The sequence below is a fragment of the Lentzea flava genome, assembly GCF_014648475.1.
Taxonomy (GTDB): Bacteria; Actinomycetota; Actinomycetes; order Mycobacteriales; family Pseudonocardiaceae; genus Lentzea; species Lentzea flava.
The window spans coordinates 36,061-53,204 of the sequence record NZ_BMRE01000045.1 but is presented as its reverse complement, the minus strand read 5'-3'; the positions used below and the strand labels follow the sequence as shown (position 1 = coordinate 53,204).

The window sequence follows — 17,144 nt, the reverse complement described above, 5'->3', positions numbered from 1 at the left end:
AACTCCGAGTGCCATGAGGTTCCTGGCGCTCGTCGTGCTCCTGCTCGTCGTGATGACCCCGGTCGGCCGTGCCGCACCCGATGTCGTGCCGTTGCCCGCCGACAAACAGGCCTTCGGCACGGCCAGGTCCGCGGCGAGCCCGGTGTGGTTCGCGCTCGGCCACCAGGGGCTGTCGGAGATCTTCCACCCCGACCTCAGCACGCCGGCGACCCGCGAGACGCGGTTGCTGGTCGACGGCAAGCCGGGTCAGGCGCACACCGAGCCCGCCGACAGCAGGTCGCTGACGTTCCGGCAACGGCTGCGCGGCAACGGTTGGCACGCCGAGATCACGTACGTCACCGATCCGCAGCGGGCCGCCGTGCTCGCGGACGTGACGCTCACGGCTGCGCGCCCCGTCCGGTTGTCGGTCGAGCACGTGCCGATGAAAGGCTTCAGCGAGGTGGTCAGCACCTTGCCCACAGGGCCGGTGCGGCACGCGCACGGCACGTTCGCCGTCGGGTTCGCTGACGGCGCCGCCCAGGCCGCCCTGAACCGCGGATTCGGCGCGGTGGCGCGGGAGTACGCGCGGGGTTGGCACACGTATCTCGACGGCCTGCGGCGGCCGAGGTCAGCGGACCGGAAGCTCTACGACATGTCGGTGATGGTGCTGGCCGCGAGCGAGGACAAGCGAAACCCCGGCGCGTTGATCGCGTCACCGAGCTTCCCGTGGGCGTTCGGCTTCGACCGCGAGCTCGCACCGGAACTCGGACCGTACGCGCTGGTGTGGCCGCGCGACCTCTACCACGTGGCCACGGCCATGATCGCGGCCGGCGATCGTGACATCGCCTTGCGCGCGTTGGACTTCATGCTCCGAAAGCAGCAGCAACCGGACGGCCATCTGCCGCAGAACACGCGCGTCGACGGCACACCGTTCTGGAAGAGCATCCAGCTCGACGAGACCGCGGCACCGTTGCTGCTGGCCTGGCACCTGGACCGGCGTGATCCGTCCACAACGGATTCGTTGCGCCGGGCGGCCGACTACCTGCTGAGCTACCCGAACGCGCCGTTCAGCGAGCAGGAGCGGTGGGAGAACCAGAGCGGCTACTCGCCCGCCACGATCGCCTCGGTCGTCGCCGGTCTGGTGTGCTTCGCGGACCTGTTGCGGCGCAACGGGGAGAACGCCGACCGGTATCTCCAGGTCGCTGACGAGTGGCAGCGCAGGATCGAGAGCTGGACCGCGACGACGACCGGGCCGTACGAGCCGAAGCCGTACTACCTGCGGCTCACCAAGGACGGCAACCCCGACGCGGGCACGAGGTACAACCTGGGCGACAACAACCCGGACGACATCGACCAGCGCGCGGTCGTCGATCCGAGCTTCCTGGAACTGGTGCGGCTGGGCGTCAAGCGCGCCGACGACCCGGTCATCCGCAACACCGTGCGCGTCGTGGACCAGCAGCTGAAGGAGCAGGGCTACTGGCACCGGTTCACGCAGGACGGCTACGGCGAGACCGCGGACGGCAGGCCGTGGAACATCAACTGGCCGACCCCGACGCGCACGTACGGACGGCTCTGGCCGTTGCTGAGCGGAGAACGCGGTGAGTACGAGCTGCTCATCGGCCACAAGGCCAGCGCTGCCCAGCGTTTGCGGGAGATCGCCGCAACGGCCAACAGCGGCCTCATGCTGCCGGAACAGGTGTGGGGTGGCCGCGGCACCACCTCGGCCACCCCACTCGCCTGGACGCACGCGCAGTACGTGCGGCTGGCGTGGTCGCTCGACGCGGGCCGTCCCGTGGAACGGCCCGACGTCGTGGCGAACCGCTACTAGCGCTTCGACACGTTGTACCCGGAGACCTCGACCACCGGCTGCGCGCCGCCGAGGTCGGACGCCCGGTACTCGGCCCGGATCGTCTGGGTCTCACCGGGGAACAGCGTGATGTAGTTGTCGGTCCAGTCGGCGGGCAGCACCTCGGGGCCGCCCTGGCCCTTGCGCAGTGACGCGCGCAGGAAGAACGCCACGGACGTGCCGGTGTTCTTGATGGTCACGTGCGTGGCCTGCCTGCCGTCCGTGCCCGGCGTCGTGTTGGTGGACACCGACACCTGGCCGGGCTTCAGCGAGCTCAGCGACTTCAGGTCCGTGTACTGGGCCTGCGGCGTGTAGTACCAGTCGCCGCCGTTGTAGTTCAGCGTGTCCGCCTTGGTGGACAGCCAGTACACGTTGCGGTCGATCTCCTTGCCGGAGGAGTCCTTGAGCAGCAACCGCACGAAGTACGCGGTGGACAGCCCGGACGGCTGCGGCAGGGTGCCGACCCGCACGGACCCGTTGGCCTTGGCCGGGACCGGACGCGTCTCGTTCGACTTCTGCGTGCCGTCGGAGTTGAAGACGGTCACCTGCAGGCTGAGGCCCTCCTTGGCCTCCAGGCCCATGTTCACGACGGCGAGCGACTTGTCGTCGTAGGAGTACTGCGCGTGCAACGCCCTGTTGGCCGTCTTGGCGCCGAAGTACGAGCCCGCGGTCGCGAGGTTGTAGTTGTACAGGTGCCAGTAGAGCTTGGGCCACGGGTCGTTCTGCATCCAGTAGATGACGCCCTGTGCCTGGTTCGCGCCGGTGTCGGAGAAGTCGCGGCCGAACGCCTCGAACTGCGCGCGGTTCGTCTCGTACTGCTGCAGCTGCGCCTTGCGCACGAAGTCGTCCACGTTGGACGGCTTGCCGTAGCGGTTGTCGAGCGCCGTGCCCCAGAAGCCGGGCTTGCTGAAGTTGCCCGACGGCGACAGGTGGTACTGCGAGGCGTTGTAGTCGGTCAGCTTGCTGATCTCGGCAGGGCTGAGGAACTTCTTCAGCTCGTCCATCTCGGGGATCGCGAGACCGGGACCGATCTCCGACGCGAAGCCCGCGCTGCCGCCCTTCTGGTTGTTGTACCAGTAGACCGGCGGCTCCCACCAGTACGGACCGTCCATCTTCATGCCGGAGTTGCCGAGCTGCGGGGAGCTGCGCCGCGCGGCCGCGGTGACGATCGGCGTCTGCCAGTCAGCGCGCTTCAACGCGTCCAGGTAGATCGTCTCGACGGCGGCCACCGGTGCCTCGTCCGAGCCGATCAGGAACGTGAAGACGCTGGGGTGGTTGCGGATCCGCTTGGCCTCGCCTTCGGCGGACGCGCCGGCGACCCTCTTGTCCTCCGCCGAGAACCCGCCGGTGTTCTGCCACTTCGAGCAGCACTCCCAGCCGGTCATGATCAGGATGCCCATGCGGTCGGCCATGTCGTAGATCTCGTCGTTCTCCGGCTTGCCTTCGAGCCGGATCGTGTTGAGACCCATGGACTTCGTCAGCATCATCTCGTCGGCGATCTTCCGCACGTTGGTGCGCAGGAAGAGATCCGACGCCCAGCCGCCACCGCGGATCAGGATCGGCTTGCCGTTGATCTGGTACTGGAGGTTGCCGCTGATCATCTTCGAGGTGACCTCGCGGATGCCGAACGTCGTCTTCTGCTCGTCCGACTTCGCGCCTGCCACGGTGGCCGCGGCCGTCGCGTCGTAGAGCGGCTGCGCGCCCATCTGGTACGGCCACCAGATCTGCGGGTTGCTGACGTTGAGCGTGAACGTGACGGTCTTCGTCTCGTTCGCGGCGAGGCTCACGTTCTGGCTGTAGTTCTGGCCGGCGGCGCTGCCGGCGACGGTCGTGGTGACCGCGCTGCCGGTGTTGTTGCGCGCGTCGACCTTCACGGTGACCGTGGCGCTGTTCAGGTTCGGCAGCGGCAGGTCGGTCAGCACGTGCAGGCCGCGCAGCGAGACCGGCCCGCTCGCGACCAGGTCGACGTCGCGGAAGAGGCCCTGGTTGCGGTCGGGCGGCAGCTGGGACCAGTCGATGAAGTGGATCACCAGGTCCTTGGCGGGGTCGGCCGGCGACGCCTTGATCGCGAGGGCGTTGTCGCCCTTCTTCAGCAGCCCGGTCACGTTGAACTCGTGCGTCGGGTAGGCCCCGATCACGGTGTCCGTGCCGGCGACCTTCTTGCCGTTCAGCCAGACCTCACCGCGGGCGATGACACCGCCGTTGAGCTTGAGGAACGTGTTGACGCCCGGCTGCGGGTCGGCCTGGAAGACCTTGCGGTACCACCACGGCACCTGGAAGTCGCCGCGGACGGCCTTCTTGAGGTTGTCCGAGTAGTTGACGTCCCCGTACTTGTTGTTGGCGATCAGACCGGCCATCACGGTGGACCGCGCGGGCACCGTCATCCACCCGGTGTCCGAATAGGCCGGTGTGGAGATCACGTCACCGGCCTGCGGCGCCTTCGCGCTGCTCTGGAGACGCCAGTCGGGGACGGTGGAGGTCGTTCCGGGGCTGGCGGCCACCTTGAGCGCCGCTCCCGTGCCGGGCACGGGGCCCGCGTTGGCTGAGGTGCCTGGCACGAGCAGGGCCAGGCCCACCGCGGCCACGACCAGTGTTGGTAGTGGTCGGTTGCGCAGCATGTCGCTCCTCGACGCATCGGGGCGGCGGCGCTTCGGGGTATCGTAAAGAAGGTTTCCTTTTAGTGAGGTCACCGGCAATGGGCCTTACGGGTGACGCGCACCACACCAATCGCCACACTCCGTGCGCGATGATCCGATATTTTGGCCCGCATGCGTCGACTTGCCGTCCCGTTGTTGCTGGCTGCGGTCCTGACCGGGTGTTCTTCGCAGGAACCCGGCAAGCCTTCCGCGGGAGACCAGGCCAGCGGAGCGCCGACGACCGGAACTTCAGCCGGTGCCGCCCCGGTGAACAGGCCCAAGGCCGTCGACCTCAAGACGCTCGACCCGTGCACGCTGATCACGCCGGAGACGAAAACCGCGCTCGGTCTGAACATCGTCGAGCCGGGGAACCCGCTGCCCGAGTACGGCGAAGGCAGCAAGAGGTGCAACGAGACCTATGTGGACCACAAGTACATCGCCAACATCCACACGCTCGTCAACGGCGGCGTGGACAGGTTGAAGCGGACGACGGGTGAGGCGAATCTCACCTCGCTCCAGGTCGCCGGATATCCGGCGTACCTCACCAAGCGGGATTCTCCTGGTTCCGCCGGTGCCTGTGAGATCTACATCGACGCCCACGACGGGCAGTTGTTGCTGATCAGCGCCGTTGCGGGGCTTGGTGACAAGAGCGCCACTGTGGATGGTGCGTGTGAGAGGGCCAAGGCGCTCGCCGACGCCGCCGGTGCGGTGCTCGCCACCAAGTGAAGGTTGAGTAGAACTACTCCGCTTTTACCGGGAACCGGTCACCGGCGTCATGCATCAGAGCTAAAGTCGTTCCAAATGCACACGCGGCCCACCCTGGGGGCCGTACTGAGGAGGGTGTGCCGTGCATCTCGCGGACGTGGATGGTGGGGGAACGTCGTCGCTTCCCCCGGAGTTCGGTCAGCGCAAGCTGAAGGTGGACCCATCTGCCATCCCGGAGGCCAGGAAGGCTTTCGAACACGCGCTGGAAGAGTTCGAAACCAAGATCAATCGCGCTGTCGACGAGCTGCCGACGAAGCCCTGGGCGGGCGACCCGATCAGCAGCGAGACCTCCAAGGCGTTCAACGAGCAGACGACGGGGAAGGCGCTGGCGGCGCTGCAGTCCTACAAGCAGCAGCTCGTGGGCGTGATCGACCAGCTCAAGATGATCGAAGAGCAGTACCGCCGGGTCGAGGGCGACAACACGGCCATGTGGGGCAAGCACAACCGGGACCTGGGCTGAGAGGGGGACTGACCGATGACTGACCACCGCTATCAGGGGTACGCCCACCCCGAGCTGTACAAGATGATCAACTCCGGTCCTGGCGTCGCCGCCTCCATCCCGGTGGAGCAGGGCTGGAAGACCATCGCCGCCACGCTCGCCCAGATCGACGAGGACCTGCACGCCGCGCTCGCCAAGATGGGCGCCGGCTGGGAGTCCGACGCCGCGGAGCAAGCAGGTGCCGCGCTGTCGCCGCTGGCCCAGTGGGCCGGCTACGCCAACCAGGGCGCGACCACGATGGAGAGCTCCGCGCGCCTGCAGGGCGAGTTCATCGCCGACGCGCGCAAGAAGATGCCCGAGCCCATCCCCGTCACGACGGAGAAGCCCGGCTTTCTCGACTACGCCGTCGGTGGACTGACCGGTCCCGTCGGCGTGGCGCACGTCGTCGGCCAGCAGGTGGACCACGAGCGGCAGGAAGCCGCCGCGGACAACGCCGCCGCGCAGGCCGTCAAGGTCATGGAGGACTACCAGGCGGACAGCCGCTGGAACTCCTCGACGCTCGGCGAGTTCCCGACGCCGCCGCAGGTCGTGATCGACACGCCGCCTCCCGGCGAGTCCGGCACGGCCAACACGCGCGTCGGCTACTCCTCGACCGGCTCGTACACGCCGTCCGGCAACACCGGCACGACCACCCCGTCGTGGACGGCGCCGTCGACCCAGCAGCACGTTTCGCAGACCTGGACCCCGCCCGGCGGCGGCGGCGACACGCACACGTCGTGGACGCAGCCTCCGTCGCAGCCGCCGGTCCACACCCCGCCCCCGACGAACATCCCGACGCCGCCCCCGGAGCCGCGTCCGACGCCGACGCCGGGGCCCGGTCCGGTGTTCACCCGGCCGACCACCGGCACGTCCGGTGGTCCGCGCGGTGGCGGCAGCGGTGGCGTTCGCGGTGGTCAGCTCGGTGGCGGCAAGGCGTTCGGCCCGATGTCGGGTTCGCTCGGCTCGTCCGGCCAGGGCTCGGTGAAGGCCGGCGGCATGATGCCCGGCATGGGCTCCGGTCCGGAGGGCATGCGCGGCGGTGCCATGGGTGGCGGCGCCGCGGGCAAGGGCGGTGCTGCGGGCATGGGTGCCGGTGGTGCGCACGGCCAGAAGGGCGAAGGCGAGGAGGACCTCGAGCACAAGTCGGCCGACTACCTGGTCGAGACCGACGACGTGTTCGGTGACGAGCGCCTGGTCGCGCCGCCGGTCATCGGCGGCATCTCCGAGTGAGCCTGTTCGGCGGTCCGGCGGAGAGGGAGCCGATCACTCTCTCCGCCGAGGAGTTCGACGTGGTGTGGGAACGCATGAACGTCGGCCCGATGCCGCTCGTGCTGAAGGTTCCCTCACCCGGTAAGACGCGGGACGAGCGCATCCAGCTCGAGAACCGCGTCTTCCAGCAGCTCGATGCCCGCCGGCTGGGCAACGCCCGCGGTCTTTCGTCCGAACTGGACGGACTGCTGCGGATGTTCGTCAAGCCGGAGCGGGAGGCGGACGGCCGCCTCTGGCTCGGCCACAGCCTGCGGGTTCTCGCCGTGGCGAACGGCGACTGGGGCGCGCTCGCGACGTTGAGGGACGACCAGCTGACGTTCCAGCCGTGGGCGGGCTCCGGGCTCGCCTCGGCTGTGCTGTCCGTGCTGCCCTCGCACCCCGCCGGAACAGGTCTGTCGGTGACGCTGCCCAGCGAGGACGTCGAGAAGGCGATCGCGAAGACCGACGGCTCGCCGAAGTCGATGGAGGCCGCGTTCAGGAGCGTCGGCCTGCGCGAGGACGACGCCAAGGCGCTGGTGAAGATGTTCACCGGGCTGGTGCACACGGGGAACTTCGGTGCGGCGGCGCGCGACAAGTACGGCAAGCGCTGGCGGCCCGACCGCGTGGTCGCGTTCTTCGACACCGAAGAGGGGCGCTACCTGCAGCAACGTCGTTCCTCGAACGGTCAGCCGCCGTGGAGCACGTTCACGCCGACCGACGCGCGCCGGATGATGCACCAGGTGGACGAGCTGATCTCCGAAGCGGTTCGTTCCGCCGGCGAGTGATGTCTGGTTTGATCTGACCACCGCCGCCGTGGCCAAGACCCCTTGGAGACGGCGAAATGAACATCGACAGACGGCGATTCCTGCTGGCTACAGGGGTCGCGCTGGTCGGAACGTCAGCGATGACGGGGACGGCGACTGCCGAGTCCCCGTCCTCGCTGTGGCAGGAGTTCGTCGCGAACCCCTACAACCACCCGCAGATCCCGAACATCGCCTACGCCGGTTACCGGACGGGTGAGCGGCCTCCCCGCCGGCCCGTGCTGGCGAACGTGCTGTTCTTCGGAGCGCGCAGGGACGGTTCGGCGGACGCCTCCGCCGCGATCAACAAGGCGATCGAGTTCGTCGGCAAGCTGGGCGGTGGCACGGTCTTCGTGCCGCCCGGCCGCTACCGGATCGACGACATCATCCGCATCGGCTACGACAACGTGGTGCTGCGCGGTGCGGGCAGTGCGAAGACGACGTTCTACGCGACCCGGTCGCTGGAGCAGATCGTCGGCATCAACCGCAGCCGCTACGGCTCGGAGAACTCGGCGTGGAGCTGGTCCGGTGGTCTGGTGTGGGTGTGCCACCGCGACCGCTGGCAGCCGCTGGTCGACGCGATCAAGGCGCGCAGGTGGCCGTTCGAGGGCTGGACCGGCAACGAGCTCGAGCTCGGCGAGAACCTGGTGGCGATCACCGGTTCCGCCGCCCGTGGTTCGTTCGTCGTGACCGTCGAGAACGGACGGAGGCTGCGCGCGGGTCAGCGCGTGCTGCTGCGGCTGGACGACGACAAGTACTCGCTGCCCAAGCACATGTGCGGCGACGTTCCCGGCACGGCCACGTACAAGTGGGACGACAAGGACAAGCTCCTGTCGTACTTGCCGTTCCTGTGGCCGGTGCGCGTGGAGTGGGTGCGCGGCAACAGGGTGAAGCTCGCGCAGCCGTTGCCGCTGGAGATCCGTCCGGAGTGGAAGCCGCGCCTGACCACGATGGCCCCGGTGATCACGGGGGCGGGCGTCGAGGGCATCAAGATCGAGATGCTCAAGGTGTCGACGCCGAAGCACCTGCAGGACAAGGGGTACAACGGTCTCGCGTTCCAGTGCGCGTGGGACTGCTGGGCCGACGACGTGCACGTGCAGGACGTCGACAACGGGTTCCTGCTGGTGTCCTCCAAGGGGATCTCGCTGCTGAACACGCGTGTTTCCGGCCGCGGCCACCACCACGCGTACGCGACGCGCGAGCAGTCCCACGACAACCTGACCGACGGGTTCGTGATCGAGGCGCCCTCCGAACCGTCGCAGCCGGGCGCGGGCAACCACGGCCTGAACGTCGAGGGTCTGTCCTGCGGCAACGTCTGGACGCGCGGCCGCATGGACCACGACGTCTTCGACACGCACCGCGGTCTGCCGTTCGGCAACGTCCGCACCGAGATCACCATCAACAACGTGGGTGCGCACGGCGGCAGCGCCAACGCGGGACCGTTGTACGGCGCCAGGTTCGCGCACTGGAACATCACGGTCACGAACCAGCGCGCGGGCAACGTCCGCATCGACCAGGTCGCGCCGTGCAGCGCCACTGTCGCGATCTCCGAGGTCCGCGACTTCGGCCAGATCGACAAGCCGGACTTCACCGGCGCGTTGAACTCCCGCCTGGAGCTCTACGGCAGCACCGACGTGACGCCGCGCAACCTCTACGACGCACAACGGAAGTTGCGCCGCTCATGAGGTAGCCGCGTACATCGCAACCGGCAGCGACCGCGCCGCCGAGTGGAGATCGGTGGGGAGCACGAAGCTCTCCACCGATCTGCTGATGCGGCGTTGCCAGCCGGTCCCGGTGAGTTCGAGCCGGTAGGACGTGTGGAGCTGGGGCAGGTCGCTGGGCGGTGTCGTGTCGGACAGCAGCAGGTGCTGGCCGTAGGTGCGTCCCACCTGGGCGAGCGTCTGCAGCGTCCGGAAGAACGCCGGCCGCGCTTCCGCCAGGCCGTGCACGCCGTCCACGCAGACGAGCAGTCGCGGCGGCGCGGTGCCGTCCACCAGCATCCCGATGCGTCGTTCCAGGTCTTCCACGAGGTCGTGCGGCTGCACGTGCGGTGCGTGCTCGAGGCCCGCGAACACGCCGGTGCCGTGGAAGTCGACGAGGACGACCTGGAGCTGTTCCGGCGAGTGCCACAGCATCTGACCGAGAATCAGCGCCTTGAGCGCGTCCGCACGTCGTTCGGGAGGCGCCACGACCTCGCCGTGCGGACCCATCCCGTCCTCCGTGAGCCCGGCCTTGATGTCGATCTCGACGGGCTGGCCGTGTTCGTCGACGCCCACGGCTGTCCGGTACCGCAGCTTGATCGGCCGCGGCCGCCACGCGTGCGTCCTGTCGAACTTCGGCATGTCGTGCAGCGTGAAGAAGTCCGGTGGCGGTTCGGCCCGGTGCATCAGCCGGGGCAGCTCGGCGGCGAGCCGGCCGAGGTTCGCCGGCGTGACGCAGTCGTCGATCCGCACCCGCGTGGTCTCGTTCGCGCAGTCCAGCAGCAGCTGCATCCCGGACCTGCCGACGTCCTCGGCGATGGTGGCGAGGGCCTTGCCGAGCTCGGTCGGCTCGATGTCGGAGAAACCGCTGACGCAGATCAGGAGCTGCGGCAGCACCTGACCGAGGGCGCGGTGGTCGAAGATCGTCCACGCGTTGCCGACGACCTCCAGCCTCCGTTCCGACTCGGCCAGGAGCATCTCGGCGAGCCGGGCGGGATCCCTTGCCGCGTCACGATGATGCGCCTGGACGTGCGGTGCCTGGTCCAGGTCGGCGAACACCCCGGAGTCGCCCGCGTCGATGAAGATCGCCTGGAACAGCTTGGGCGAGTGCGTGGTCATGAGCCCGAGCAGCAGAGACCGGAACGCCTCCCGGTCGGTGACGGCGAGGTGGGATCCGGTGCGCCACTTCCCGTCGGCGAAGTGGGTGAGCTCGGCGACGACCGGTTCGCCGTTGCCGTCGATGCCGACCGGGACCTTCCACCACCTGCCCTTCCACGCGAGCGCCTTGCTGAACTCGTGGATCCCGTGCAGCGCCAGGAAGTCCAGGACCTCGACGCGCAGGTGCACCTGCTCGGGGAGGTCGCCCAGCGTGCGGGCGGTGACGATCACCCGGACGTCGCGTGCCGTGGTGGTGATCCACCGGACGGCGTCGGTGAGCCCTGGATCGCTTTGCGCGCAGAGCTTCCAGTCGTCGATCAGCAGCGTCGCGCCCGGCTCGCCACCACGTTCGAACCAGGTCAGCAGGTTCCGCCGGCGGCGGTCGTCGGACGGGTCGAAGCTGACGGCCGCCACCGGCGACTCACCGCGGCCGATGCGGTAGATGCCCGGCGCCGCGGGGATTCGCGGCGTGGTGAGGTGTGGTGGGCCGACGAGGGCGAGATGGTTCACGGGAGCGCGATTTGTGCGTGGAGCCGGTGTGGCACGGACAGCCCGTGGCCGGGTTTGTCCGGCACGCGCGCGGCCTGGCGGGCGTCGACGAGCGACGTCGCCGGGTCGTCGAGCCGGAACTCGATGCCGAACCCCAGGCTGTTCTTGATGAACGGCGGCACCTGGTCCCACGACCGCGCCGTCACGACGATGTGGCGCTGCGGGTCGAGCGGCTCACCGGGACCGTCGAGCAGCTGGTAGCGCGCCACGTCGTCGCCGAGGACGGCGGCCAGCGTGCGCAGCGTCGTGCTCTTGCCGGTGCCGGGCCTGCCGACGATGGCGCCGTGACGGAACTTCTCGGTGAAGTTCGGGGCGAGGACGTCGCGACGTTGCTCGAAGGGCTTGTCCACCAGGCCGATGGCACCGGGAGGCAGCATTTCCAGCGTGAGGTTGGCGTGGCTCTGGTGCAGCGGCGGCAACACGACCTGGCGTGCGGACGGCGCGGAGCCGATCAACGCGTGTGGCAGCACCTCCACCCACTCGGCGAGGTCGTGCGGCGGTGTCGCCGACGGCCACTCGGGGATCGTGAACGGCAACTGCGCAGGGAACACGTCACCGGAGTAGAGCAGGTGGATGCCCTGGGTGCGCCCGGCACGGGTGAGCGCCTTCAGGACCTCCCCGAAGCGGGGATGCCGTTCGATCAGCACCTCGGCGCTGTCCACGCAGATCAGCAGAGCGGCCAACGGCTGCAGGTCCTCGCCCGCGTCGAGTTTCTCCTGGTAGTCGGTGAAGTTGCGGCACCGGCCCGCGGCGTGCAGGAGCTGTTGCCGCCGGTTGAGCTCGCCCGCCAGACCGTCCTGGAACCGGTCGAGCATCTCGTCCTCCGCCTCGTTCGTCAGCAGGAACGAGACGTGCGGCGCGTGGCTCAGCTCGTCGAAGGCACCCGTGTTCTTCATGTCGAAGAAGCCGAAGTTCAGGTCCTCCGGCGAGTGCGTGACCATCAGCCCGAGCAACGCGCTGAGCAGCTTCTGACGGCGCTGCGGCCCCAGATAGGTGCCCGTCAACCCGTTGCCGTCGACGCTGATGTCCAGGTGCACCGGCCATCCGCGCTCGTCGACACCGACAGCGGTCTTGAGGTCGTGGTGCTGGTACTTGTTGCTCAGGTCGGCCTCGATGCCGTGCAGCGCGAGGAAGTCCGTGGCCTCACCGTGCAGGTGCCGCCGCAACCGGTCCGGCAGATCGCTCCACTTCCGAGCCGTGACAACGACCTGCACCCCCCGCGACGGCCCGAAGGCGGCGATCCACTCCACCGTCCGGTCGAGCTCGGGGTCCTGCTCGAAGCACAGCCCCCAGTCGTCCACCAGCAAGACCGCACCGGACGGCGCACCACGCTCGAACCAGTCCAGCAAACTCCGGCACCCCGCCTGGTCGGAGGGGTCGAAGGTCGCCGACACCGGCAACGGGTCGGCCCCGCGCCCGATCCGGTAGACGGCCGTGTCCGGCGCGGCCGCGAGAGCCGCCGTCAACCGCTCCCTGGTCGCCTGCCAGGGACCGACAACGGCGAAGTTCCTGATCACCGTCCAGATATACCAACAGCCGGGGGACCGCCGCTGCCGCTTCGCTAATGTGGGCGACGTGCCAGCCAAAGCCGTCGACCCCGCCGAGATGCGAGCCGCGGTGCAGGCGGTTCTCCCCTGGCTGCGAGGCGAAGCCGACCAGCCGCCCCGCCCGGTGCTGGCCACCGCCGTCCGCCTGAGCCTGCGCACCCTCGAACAGGTCGCGCCGGGCCGCAGCGTCGAGGTCCGCGTCCCGCCGTTCGCCGCCGTGCAGTGCGTCGAGGGCCCGCGCCACACCCGAGGCACGCCCCCGAACGTGATCGAGACCGACCCGCGCACCTGGCTGGAACTGGCGACGGGCGCGCTGGCGTGGGCCGAGGCCCTGGACGGCGCTCGGGTCACCGCGTCGGGGACCCGAGCCGACCTGTCCGGGCTGCTGCCGGTCGTGCGCTTCTAGAACCAGGAACCGATCGTGTTGTCGTAAACCGACTTCGCGCCGTCCGCGATCGCTCCACCGGCGTCCTTGACGATCTCGACGCCACCCTCGACGACGGCCTTGCCACCCTCGTAAGCATCGCGCCCGAGCTCTCCGACGTTGCCCAGCGTGTCGGCCACGACGTCGACGGCGTCACTTCCCAGCTCGCCGACGGTGCCCACGGCGTGGCGCCCGGCGTCGCCCCAGTTGCCCTTCGAGATGTCGTCGACGACCTGACCGCCGCCGCGCCAGACGTCCTCGCCCATGTCGACGACTTCCTTGCCGGTGTTGACGCCCCAGTCGATGACCGGGCCGACGCCGGGCAGGTGCGAGCCGGGCACCTCGACGGGCGTCGGCGAGTCCTGCCACCGCTGCGCGGTGACGTCGCCGCCGTGACCGGTGGCGATCTTCGCGAGGTTGCCCAGCGACTCGGAACCCTTGTCGTAGTAGGCCGAGTGCGCTTCGCCGACCCAGGTCTCGCCGGAGGTGCCGAACTGCTTCGCGCCGAACGACGAGTCGTACGGACCGGTCGACGACCCGTCCTTGGTGAACCAGTCACCACTGGTGCCCTGGATGACCGGGTCGTGCTCGGTGCCACCGACGTACACGTGCCCGCGACCCACCGAAAGTTGGTCCACATTGGACGCACCGACGCCGGGTGAGCCGACGAACGCGATGTCGTCCGCCTTGAGGCCGTTGTCCATCGCCGAGTATCCGACGACCGTGCTGCCGTAGCTGTGGCCGATCACCGTGACGTGCGCACCGGGGTTGACCGCGCGGTAGTTCTCGACGTCCTTCGCGAGGAGCCTGCCGCCCTCGATCGCCTGTGCCGGGTCGTTGACCTGCCCGAGCGCGGCGGCGGGTGCGTCGTACCCGAGCCACTGGATCGCGGCCCCGTCCTTGCCCATCGCGTTGCTGAGGTTCGCGGCCTGCGACATGCTGAAGCCGCCTTCGAGATTCGACGTCGTTCCCGGCACGCAGACGGCGAGGTTCTTGGCGGTGTCCGGGTTGCCGAACGCGATGGCCATGGTGCCTTCCTTGCCACCGGGGCCGTCCGGGCTGTAGGCAAGGATGTAGGCCGGCTTGCCGTTCTTCTCGACCTCGTCGCCTGCCTTGATCAACGAGGTGTTCGCTGCCTCGGCGTTGTGGGCGCGACGTGCTGCCTCGTCGTACTGGGACATCAACTGCGACCCCTGCGGGTCGTTGCGCAGCGCCCGCTGGCCTTCCGCCGACTCCGGGTCGACGCCCAGTTCACGAGCCCGCTCGGCGAGCTGGCGCTTCAGGGCGTCCTTCTCGTTGTTGAACCGGGTGATGTCATCACCGATACGAGCGCGGTTCGCCTTGTCGAGCACCTCGGCCGGCAAGCCGGGAAGCTGGCCCAGCTCCTGGAACTTCGTGGCCAGCAGCGCGTCCTTCTCCTGCTGGCTGAGCGACTTCCACCACGCCGCGACGGTCTTCGGGTCGGTACCGGGTGGCGGCACCGGCGGCAGCGCCCCACCTGCGCCCGCACGTTGGGCAGCACGGTCCCAGCCGCAGTCCGTCCGCGCGGACTCCTCGAAACCGGGTGGAATCCTGGTGAGCGCGCCCGCGTACGAGCGCAGCACGTTGTCGTAGCCCGACTTCACCTTGTTCAGGGAGTCGTTGACCTGGTTGGCCAGCGTGCGGGTCTGCTCCTCGTCCAGGCCGGGCGGACGGCTGCGCCACACGTTGATCGCCTGATCTGCGGCGCTGCGCATCTGGCCGTAGGCGCGGGATGCGGCTTGAACGATTTCGGCACCGGCGCCAAGTCGTTCCGCGGCGGCTTTGGCGGCGTTCACGGACAGTTCGGCGCGTGCGGTGAATTTGGTGGAGGCTTCGCCGACCCAGTTGCTCAGCGCGGTCTTGCCGCCCTTGGCCACCGCGTCCCCGGCGCGGCCGATCGCGCTGATGGCACCGGTGATCGGGTCGGCGGCAGCGGCGATGCGGCCGACGTCACCGGACGCGAGCTTGCCGTACAGGCTCTCCGGATCGGTGTAACTCACTTGCCGCCCCCCAGTCCCTGGAAGAGCTTCGTCAGCGCCGAGGCGTGGTCCTCGTCCGTGCGCTGATAGGCCTCCGCGTTCGAGATGAGCCCTTCGGCAGCGTCGGTGATCCACGCGGAACCGCGCTGGAGGTCCTGGGAGTGCGTGCCGACGAACTTCGACAGAGCCTCTGCGAACTCCGCCGCCGCGTCGACCTCGCCGAGCGCACCGGCGTCGAGTTTGAGCATCGAGATCATCTCCGCTGCCTCGCGCACCGCGTCGGAGCCGTTGCCGAACTCCTTGGACGCGTTGCGCAGCAGTTCCGGCTCAACGCCGAACATCGCCACACCCCCTGTTTGGTCCTCGATCACTGCGACGCAGGCACATCATCGCCGGTTCCCCACTCGTGCGTGGACCGTTTCGGGCACGATGTCGCTCATGGTGCAGACAGGGTGGACGGCCCAGCGGTGGACCGCTGTGTTCATCGAGCAGGCGGAGATGTTCCGCAAGGCAGTGGCGGATGCGGACCCGACCGCCGAGGTTCCGACGCGTCCGGGGTGGACCGTGCAGGACCTCGTCGTGCACCTGGCGCGCTTCCTGGAAACCTCGACCGCCTACCTGCGCACCGGCAGCCGCAACCCGATGCGGCCGCCGGCACCCGGGGGCGGGTTGTCGCCGCTCGAATACCTCGACCTGCAGCTGGCCGAGGCCGGAGAGGTCCTCACTGCCGTACCGGGCAATCGGCCCGTGTGGACGTTCTCACCGGCTGCTCCCGACCTGGCCTGGGTGTGGCACCGCCGGATCGCTCACGAGACGGTGCTGCGCCGGTTCGACGCGCAGACGATCGTCCGTCAGGTCGTCGCCACGGACGCGGACCTCTGCGCCGACGGCATCGACGAGGTGCTGACCACGATCGTCGCGGCCAAGCTCGACGGCGATTCGCCCAACGAGGTCTCGGGTACTGCCGTCGTGCGGCCCACCGACGTGCCCGAGTCGTGGCTGATCTCCCTGACGGCGGGTGAGGTGCCAGAGACCCGTGCTGCCGCACCCGGCGAAAAGGGCGACGCGCAGGTGACCGGTGATGCCGAGCTCGTCTACTTCTGGCTCTGGAACCGGATGAACCTCAAGGAGATGACCGGCGACCGGCGCGTGCTGGACGTCCTGCAGGTCGGGCGGGGGCACTGATGCGCAAGCTCACCGCGGCTCTGCTCGGCTGCCTGCTTCTCACCGGGTGTGCGGCGTCCTGGCAGGGGCAGGAGGTCCGGTACCGGATCAAGTCTCTCGACACCAGCAGCCCGACCGAGTTCTTCCGCCTCGAACTGGCGGGTGACGCGCCGAAGGGTGCGTTGGACCCGCAGGATTTGGCCCGCAAGCCGGTGCAACCGAGCGCCGTCACCGGTGGAGCCGCTGTCGGGGACGAGGTGCTTTGCCTGGTTGAGCAGAAGAAGGGCAGCGCGATCGGGGACTCACACGTCACGACGTTGGTGAAGAGCTGCAGGAAGGCCTGATGCCCAAGATCGTTGTGGTCCTGGCGGGCTGCCTCGTGCTGAGCGGCTGTGGTGCGGCCGAGTGGCGCGAGAAAGTCAGGTTCAAGGTCGACAAGATCTACGAGGTGCCGTCCGGCTACGACCGCGCCGACTCCCAGCTGCGGCTCGTGCTCGTCGGTGAGGTGCCGGACGACGCCCTGGACCCGGACACCGTGAGCCCTCAGGTGGTCAAGCCGAGGTCCGGTTCAAGGTGACCGGGCTGGACGAGTACCAGATGTGCTCGTCGGGTGCGCCAGAGCCCAGGGTCCGGATGGAGCTGATCGGCCAGTTGCCGGGCGGTGGCAGCTACGAGCGCTCGCAGTACTCGAAGGACTCGGTGCATCCCGGCGAAATCGACGGTGACGTGAAGGTCGGTGACGAGGTGGTCTGCCTCGCGAAGCAGCGCACGATCGGGGCGCTTCAGACCAACTCGATCCAGACTGAGCTGTTTCAGTGCCGAAAGGCATGAGTTTGGTCACCCCACCAGG

16 protein-coding genes are annotated in these 17,144 nt (G+C 68.8%); 11 read left to right on the top strand and 5 right to left on the bottom strand.

Annotated elements, in window-relative coordinates:
* Positions 1-13: 13 nt before the first annotated feature.
* On the top strand, positions 14-1,807 hold the full coding sequence (locus IEZ09_RS35265; protein WP_229813245.1) for a glycoside hydrolase family 15 protein: 1,794 nt from the start codon (positions 14-16) through the stop codon (positions 1,805-1,807).
* Here IEZ09_RS35265 and IEZ09_RS35260 read toward each other — a convergent pair.
* Complete coding sequence (locus IEZ09_RS35260) at positions 1,804-4,443, bottom strand: glycosyl hydrolase 2 galactose-binding domain-containing protein (protein WP_189258155.1); 2,640 nt, start codon at positions 4,441-4,443, stop codon at positions 1,804-1,806. The two genes, IEZ09_RS35265 and IEZ09_RS35260, sit on opposite strands and share 4 nt — an antisense overlap.
* A 150-nt stretch (positions 4,444-4,593) precedes the next feature.
* Here IEZ09_RS35260 and IEZ09_RS35255 point away from each other — a divergent pair, with 150 nt between their 5' ends.
* The 5 genes from IEZ09_RS35255 (at position 4,594) to IEZ09_RS35235 (ending at position 9,437) form a co-directional block, all read left to right on the top strand.
* Positions 4,594-5,187, top strand: coding sequence for a DUF3558 domain-containing protein (locus IEZ09_RS35255; protein ID WP_189258154.1), 594 nt, complete (start codon positions 4,594-4,596; stop codon positions 5,185-5,187).
* Between the two features lie 121 nt (positions 5,188-5,308).
* On the top strand, positions 5,309-5,686 hold the full coding sequence (locus IEZ09_RS35250) for a WXG100 family type VII secretion target (protein ID WP_189258153.1): 378 nt from the start codon (positions 5,309-5,311) through the stop codon (positions 5,684-5,686).
* A gap of 15 nt (positions 5,687-5,701) precedes the next feature.
* Positions 5,702-6,934: a PPE domain-containing protein gene (locus IEZ09_RS35245; RefSeq protein ID WP_189258152.1), complete on the top strand. Its 1,233-nt coding sequence runs from the start codon at positions 5,702-5,704 to the stop codon at positions 6,932-6,934.
* Complete coding sequence (locus IEZ09_RS35240) at positions 6,931-7,737, top strand: ESX secretion-associated protein EspG (protein ID WP_189258151.1); 807 nt, start codon at positions 6,931-6,933, stop codon at positions 7,735-7,737. Before IEZ09_RS35245 ends, IEZ09_RS35240 begins: the two co-directional genes overlap by 4 nt.
* A 56-nt stretch (positions 7,738-7,793) precedes the next feature.
* Positions 7,794-9,437 carry a glycosyl hydrolase family 28-related protein gene (locus IEZ09_RS35235; RefSeq protein ID WP_189258150.1) on the top strand — a complete coding sequence of 548 codons (1,644 nt, stop codon included), beginning with the start codon at positions 7,794-7,796 and terminating at the stop codon, positions 9,435-9,437.
* Here IEZ09_RS35235 and IEZ09_RS35230 read toward each other — a convergent pair.
* Together IEZ09_RS35230 and IEZ09_RS35225 are read right to left on the bottom strand one after the other, a co-directional pair.
* Positions 9,432-11,120, bottom strand: a complete 1,689-nt coding sequence (locus IEZ09_RS35230; protein ID WP_189258149.1) for a hypothetical protein — start codon at positions 11,118-11,120, stop codon at positions 9,432-9,434. The genes IEZ09_RS35235 and IEZ09_RS35230 overlap by 6 nt on opposite strands.
* Complete coding sequence (locus IEZ09_RS35225) at positions 11,117-12,676, bottom strand: type VII secretion protein EccC (RefSeq protein WP_189258148.1); 1,560 nt, start codon at positions 12,674-12,676, stop codon at positions 11,117-11,119. The genes IEZ09_RS35230 and IEZ09_RS35225 overlap by 4 nt, the downstream gene beginning before the upstream one ends.
* 88 nt (positions 12,677-12,764) lie before the next feature.
* Between IEZ09_RS35225 and IEZ09_RS35220 the strand changes: the two genes are divergently transcribed.
* Positions 12,765-13,112 carry a sterol carrier family protein gene (locus tag IEZ09_RS35220; RefSeq protein WP_301326228.1) on the top strand — a complete coding sequence of 116 codons (348 nt, stop codon included), beginning with the start codon at positions 12,765-12,767 and terminating at the stop codon, positions 13,110-13,112.
* On the opposite strand, the gene IEZ09_RS35215 is transcribed toward IEZ09_RS35220, so the two are convergent.
* Together IEZ09_RS35215 and IEZ09_RS35210 are read right to left on the bottom strand one after the other, a co-directional pair.
* Positions 13,109-15,151, bottom strand: a complete 2,043-nt coding sequence (locus IEZ09_RS35215; RefSeq protein ID WP_189258146.1) for an alpha/beta hydrolase — start codon at positions 15,149-15,151, stop codon at positions 13,109-13,111. The two genes, IEZ09_RS35220 and IEZ09_RS35215, sit on opposite strands and share 4 nt — an antisense overlap.
* A complete protein-coding gene (locus tag IEZ09_RS35210; RefSeq protein ID WP_189258145.1) occupies positions 15,148-15,471 on the bottom strand; it encodes a DUF2563 family protein in 324 nt (107 codons plus the stop codon). The genes IEZ09_RS35215 and IEZ09_RS35210 overlap by 4 nt, the downstream gene beginning before the upstream one ends.
* 97 nt (positions 15,472-15,568) lie before the next feature.
* Here IEZ09_RS35210 and IEZ09_RS35205 point away from each other — a divergent pair, with 97 nt between their 5' ends.
* From IEZ09_RS35205 to IEZ09_RS35190, 4 genes are read left to right on the top strand one after another with little or no spacing between them, the layout of a single operon-like run.
* Positions 15,569-16,315 carry a maleylpyruvate isomerase N-terminal domain-containing protein gene (locus IEZ09_RS35205; RefSeq protein WP_229813244.1) on the top strand — a complete coding sequence of 249 codons (747 nt, stop codon included), beginning with the start codon at positions 15,569-15,571 and terminating at the stop codon, positions 16,313-16,315.
* Positions 16,315-16,638 carry a hypothetical protein gene (locus tag IEZ09_RS35200; protein WP_189258144.1) on the top strand — a complete coding sequence of 108 codons (324 nt, stop codon included), beginning with the start codon at positions 16,315-16,317 and terminating at the stop codon, positions 16,636-16,638. The genes IEZ09_RS35205 and IEZ09_RS35200 overlap by 1 nt, the downstream gene beginning before the upstream one ends.
* A complete protein-coding gene (locus tag IEZ09_RS35195) occupies positions 16,638-16,871 on the top strand; it encodes a hypothetical protein (protein ID WP_189258143.1) in 234 nt (77 codons plus the stop codon). Before IEZ09_RS35200 ends, IEZ09_RS35195 begins: the two co-directional genes overlap by 1 nt.
* 56 nt (positions 16,872-16,927) lie before the next feature.
* Entirely contained in the window at positions 16,928-17,125 is a 198-nt protein-coding gene (locus tag IEZ09_RS35190) for a hypothetical protein (RefSeq protein ID WP_189258142.1), read from the top strand.
* Positions 17,126-17,144: the final 19 nt, after the last annotated feature.